This is a genomic window from Arthrobacter sp. UYCu712 (assembly GCF_040547005.1).
Lineage (GTDB): Bacteria > Actinomycetota > Actinomycetes > Actinomycetales > Micrococcaceae > Arthrobacter.
This window is the reverse complement of record NZ_JBEPOZ010000054.1, coordinates 1-5,102: the sequence shown is the minus strand read 5'-3', so window position 1 is coordinate 5,102 and position 5,102 is coordinate 1. Positions and strand designations below refer to the sequence as shown.

The following is a 5,102-nucleotide window of genomic DNA, read 5'->3' as shown; positions in this document are numbered from 1 at the left end:
ACAATCATGAACGGCCCCACGGATCCCTGGACGGCATGACGCCGAAACGCTACTGGGAAACCTGGACGCAAGAAAACCAATTAGCTATCGCATAACCGCTGGACTGCTAACGGGGGCCCAACCAGTACGCGACGGACATCATCACCGACCTTGCCCTCCGCTGGGTCGACACACTGCCTGGAGATGACCCCTGGTGCGTCCTGATCTACCACAAGGCGCCGCACCGGCCCTGGGAGCCGAAACCCGAGCACGCCAACCTTTACACGGAACCCATTCCAGTTCCGGCCACCTTTACTGACGGACTGGAAGGTCGGTCAGCGTCTGCGCGGAGGGCGGCGATGCGCATCGCCGAACATCTCACCCAGGAAGATCTGAAGGTTGACCCGCCGGAAAACCTCAGCCAGGAGGAAGTGGAGCTGTGGAAGTACCAGCGGTTCATGGAGGACTACCTGCGCTGCGTGCACTCCGTGGACGAAAACGTCGGCCGTGTCATTGACTTTCTGAAGGACCGGGGCGACTTCGACGACACCGTGCTGATGTACACCTCGGACCAGGGCTTCTTCCTGGGTGACCACGGGTGGTTCGACAAAAGGTTCATGTACGAGGAGTCCCTCCGCATGCCCTTCCTCATGTCCTACCCGCGTGCAATCGCAGGCGGACAAACATACGACGGCATCGTGACCAACGTTGATATGGCCCAATCCATCCTGGACGCGGCCAATGTCCCGCACAACCCTAGGATGCAGGGGCGGAGTTACTGGCCGGACCTGCTTGGAGCTCCCGAGACACCGCAACCGGCCGGCATGTACTACCGCTACTGGGAGCACGATGACATGTTCCACAAAGCGCCGGCCCATTACGGCTACCGGACTGACAGGTACAAACTCATCTACTTCTACAACGATGGGATGGGAATCCCTGGCTGCGGACCCTCGACCTACGCCCCGGAATGGGAGTTCTACGACGTCCTTGCCGACCCGGCAGAACTGGACAACGCCTATGGCCGGGCAGAGTACAAAGCCATCATCGAGGAAATGAAGACAGCTATGTGGCGCGAACAAGCCAGACTGGCGGATGCACCTCACCCCTCCCAGCCCGTACCCCACGGAGCCTAGGTTGGAACTGCACCTTCCGCTTCAGTCGATACGACACCGGGCCGACGCATCGCAGCAGGGGACAGTAGCAGGGGCCTCCTGCTGTGGCCCTCAAAGCCTGCACGCCGCGTCGCTTCCGTCGACCATCGCGGCGGTGCCGAACGGGAAGCTTCCGCGCTCCGCACCGAAAACCACGCGCCACTCAATAGAGCAGGCCGCGGTACCGGCCGGCTCCTTCCTGATGGGCGATTCGGCGGGAGACGGCAACGCCGCTGATGGAGAAGCGTTTCTTCATGAGGTGCAGGTCAGGTCTTTTGCCATAGACGCCACGACCGTCACCAACCGAGATTTCGCCACATTCGTGGAGGAAAGCGGCTACGAGACTGAGTCCGAGCTCGCTGGCTACTCCGCGGTCTTCCACCTCGCCTTCACAGGGCCGGCCGACGCGGTCATCGGCCGGCCCCCGCAGACACCGTGGTGGTACGGAGTCAAGGGAGCGGGCTGGCGTCATCCTCACGGACCGGGATCCTCGCTAGACGGACTGTGGGACCACCCCGTGGTCCACGTCTCGTGGAACGATGCCCAGGCCTACTGCGAACACGTTGGCCGGCGCCTGCCTACCGAAGCGGAGTGGGAGTTCGCGGCACGCGGAGGGCTGGAGCGCGCACGGTTCCCCTGGGGCAACGAGCTCATGAGCGAGGCCGGGTCCTGGCAATGCAACATCTGGCAAGGACGCTTCCCTGACCAGAACACCACGGAGGACGGCTGGCTCACCAGCGCCCCTGTGCGAAGCTTTGCGCCGAATGGGTACGGGTTGTGGCAGGCGGTCGGAAACGTCTGGGAGTGGTGCTCTGACTGGTTCGACGCCAATTACTACCGCCGCTCACCGCATAACGACCCTCAAGGCCCGGCAGGCGGGGCTGTCCGAGTGATGCGGGGCGGCTCCTTCCTCTGCCACGACTCCTACTGCAACCGGTACCGGAACTCTGCCAGGTCAGCCAATACCCCAGAGTCCGCGAGCAGCAACCTTGGTTTCCGCACCGTCAGCCGCTAAGCCATGAACCAGCTAGAAAAAGCCCACGAAAGGCATGACGGCCAGGCGCCTGGAATGATTGAAGTAACTGTTGCCGACGGAATGTCCGAGGACGCGGCACTGAAGGCCGCGATAGATACCGTGTCCATAGCGGCCAACGCCCACAGCGTCGGGATCCTGATCACGCCGCTAGGCAAGAATAAGTTCGTGGTGAGAGCCCACCCGCAGGTCCCCACCGGATTAGTCCGCAGGAGACTTCAGTGAGAGCAGGTATGGGCGCGGAACGACGTCAGCATCAGCAGGAAGGACAGTAAAATGGCAGTGGATTCCGACGGAGCCGAAGGAGGCGGGCGCACGGGTTACTCCGCCAAGCTTCTTCAGGGCGGCAGCGAGCCTGACCCGCGGTTCACGCTGGCCAATGAACGCACTTTCCTTGCCTGGATACGCACCGCCCTGGCCCTGCTGGCAGGCGGTGTCGCCGTTGAGGCGTTCATGGGGAACCTGTTTGGCCCGGAGTTGAGGAAGACCACCGCTGTGCTCCTCCTGCTGCTGGCTCTCATGCTCAGTGGTGGCTCATTCTTCCGTTGGCTCAATGTCGAACGCTCCATGCGTCACAAAACGCCGCTGCCGCTGCCCTGGATCGCGCCCGTCCTGGCCGCCGGAGGTGCTCTGGTCGCTGGCATGATGGTCGCGTTTGTTCTCGTCCGGCAGGGCTGAAGGATGCGCCGGCGGAACACGCCCAGGCACGACGACGCCGGTCTCCAGCCTGAGCGGACAGATCTCGCCTGGCGCCGCACCACAATGTCCCTGATCGTGGCCGCCGCGGTCTTTCTGCGCTGGATGCCACATCATGGATGGTTTGTCGGTACCCTGGTCGCCGCCGCCGTTATCACCGCACTGGGCATCAACGTCACCCGTAAGCGGCGTTTCCTCCGGGCCGTCCACGGGATGCGGCGGGAAAGCATGCCCGCGGACGTTGCCTCCACAACCGCCGTGGCAGCCAGTGTCATGATCCTTGCCGCCTTGGGCATCTACACTGTCCTGTTTCTGCCCCTCGACGATGGCTCAGGGCTCTGACTCACAGTTGAGACATGGAGCCACAGGGGAGTGAAACACACCAGAACCATGCACCGAACCCCGTCGGGCACGTGAGAGAGCCGAAACCGCAGTGGTGAGACCTTAGAAGAAACGCAGTGGGCGTAGCCGATTTCGACCGCAGGATGGCTGAATCTCACGTTACGTTCCAAGGCCTTGGCGGGTGGGTGCACTTGGTCGATGATCCGTTGCAGGCGGTCTCGTCGCATTGAGGGCCTGGGGTTGGGCAGTAAAGACATAAAACCGGTGGGGGTGCCACACCAGGAGCTTTTTTCACCGCACAAACCCCAGAGGGGCCCTACCGACCCTGGCGACCTACCTCGGCCATGCCTCGGTCACGGCGACCGGCCAATACGTCCGCCTGATCCCGGACATCTTCCCCGAAGTCACCGCCGCCGTTAGCGCCATCGCCTCCCGCGTCATCCCAGGAGGCGATCCCGAATGAGCACCCATGACTTCCAGTACTACCTCAGCGAGTTCCTCGCCCGCTTCCTGCCCGGCGAGGTCGGCTCAGCGACGAACACCATCAAGTCTTACCGAGACACATTCATCTTGTTCCTCAGATACTGCCAGGCCCACGAGGACATCACCCCCGACCACATGACGTGTGACCTCTTGACCAAAGAACTCGTCGAGCGCTTCCGGGCTTGGCTCCAGGCCGAACGGGGCTGCGGCCCATCGACCCGCAACCAACGTCTGGCCGCGATCCGATCATTCTGCCGCTACCTACAAGCCCGGGACATCGAACGGATCGGACAGTACCAGCGGGTCCTGGCGATACCCAAGAAGAAGACCGCCACCGCCTCACCGGGCCACCTCTCGCTCGACGGGATCCGGCTGATCCTGGACCAGCCCGATACCAGCAGGCCCGCTGGGCGACGCGACCTCGCACTGCTGGCGCTTATCTACGACACCGGCGCCAGGGTCCAAGAGATAGCCGACCTGACCCTCGGCGACCTCAGGACCGATGCTCCCGCAACAGTCAAACTCACCGGCAAAGGTGGTAAGACCCGGATCGTTCCGCTGATGTCCCCGACAGCCGCTCTGGTTCAGCGTTACGCCCACGGCGCTGACCTCACGGGGCCCGCCAGCAGGTCCCGATCTCTGTTCCCCAACCGCGGAGGAATGAAGATGACTCGAAGCGGCATCGCTTACATCCCCGACAAGCACGTAACCGCCGCGAGGTTAGCCGACTCCGCGGCACTGCCGAACAGGATCTCGCCTCACACCCTCAGACACACCAAGGCGATGCATCTGCTTCAAGCCGGGGTCAACCTCGTCTACATCCGAGACATCCTCGGCCACGCCGACCTCAGAACCACCGAGATCTACGCCCGAATCGACGGCGAGATGAAACGGCAAGCGCTCCAAAGCGCCTTCACCAACGTCACCCCACCCGAAGCCATGCCCCTCTGGCACCAGAACAAAGACATGCTCACCTGGCTAACAAACCTCGGACGCTGACCACCAAGAGAGCGTGGGCGTTATGCCACAAAACCCTGCAGCAACCGGCGTCAACAAGCCAGCGCCAACGACGACCGTTGCATAACATCCCACTGCGCATAACCGGCGTTATGGATAGCTGCGCATAAGGCCGGCAAGCTTAACTTTTACGTCGCCGTCGTTGACGACGTGCTCCGCCGTGACTATCACAACGAAACCGTCGGCATCCTGATCTGCGGTACGAAGAACGACCGCAGCGTCCGCTACAGCCTCGGCCGTTCAACGTCCCCCATGGCCCTCGCAGCCTACACCTACGACAAACTCCCCGCGGCCGAACAGCAGTGGGGTTACCCTCTGTTGGTGGACACCTGAAGTAGCGGGATCCTTGGATTCTGCGGGAAGGTGTTCTTGTGAGCACGACAAGACGTAAATTCACT

At 62.3% G+C, this 5,102-nt stretch carries 6 protein-coding genes and 1 pseudogene; all 7 read left to right on the top strand.

The window, feature by feature from the left end; all coding sequences use genetic code 11:
• Positions 1–134: 134 nt before the first annotated feature.
• Positions 135–1,115 (top strand): annotated as a pseudogene (locus ABIB51_RS22975) (sulfatase/phosphatase domain-containing protein); the annotation flags it as partial.
• 124 nt (positions 1,116–1,239) lie between these two features.
• Positions 1,240–2,148 carry a formylglycine-generating enzyme family protein gene (locus ABIB51_RS22970; protein WP_502916200.1) on the top strand — a complete coding sequence of 303 codons (909 nt, stop codon included), beginning with the start codon at positions 1,240–1,242 and terminating at the stop codon, positions 2,146–2,148.
• Positions 2,149–2,202: 54 nt separating this feature from the next.
• A complete protein-coding gene (locus ABIB51_RS22965) occupies positions 2,203–2,391 on the top strand; it encodes a hypothetical protein (RefSeq protein ID WP_354191690.1) in 189 nt (62 codons plus the stop codon).
• Between the two features lie 51 nt (positions 2,392–2,442).
• Positions 2,443–2,844, top strand: a complete 402-nt coding sequence (locus ABIB51_RS22960) for a YidH family protein (RefSeq protein ID WP_354191689.1) — start codon at positions 2,443–2,445, stop codon at positions 2,842–2,844.
• Positions 2,845–2,847: 3 nt separating this feature from the next.
• Positions 2,848–3,204, top strand: a complete 357-nt coding sequence (locus tag ABIB51_RS22955) for a DUF202 domain-containing protein (RefSeq protein ID WP_354191688.1) — start codon at positions 2,848–2,850, stop codon at positions 3,202–3,204.
• Between the two features lie 459 nt (positions 3,205–3,663).
• Entirely contained in the window at positions 3,664–4,686 is a 1,023-nt protein-coding gene (locus ABIB51_RS22950) for a site-specific integrase (protein WP_354191686.1), read from the top strand.
• A gap of 114 nt (positions 4,687–4,800) precedes the next feature.
• Positions 4,801–5,037: a PDDEXK nuclease domain-containing protein gene (locus tag ABIB51_RS22945; RefSeq protein WP_354191692.1), complete on the top strand. Its 237-nt coding sequence runs from the start codon at positions 4,801–4,803 to the stop codon at positions 5,035–5,037.
• The last annotated feature ends 65 nt before the right edge of the window (positions 5,038–5,102 follow it).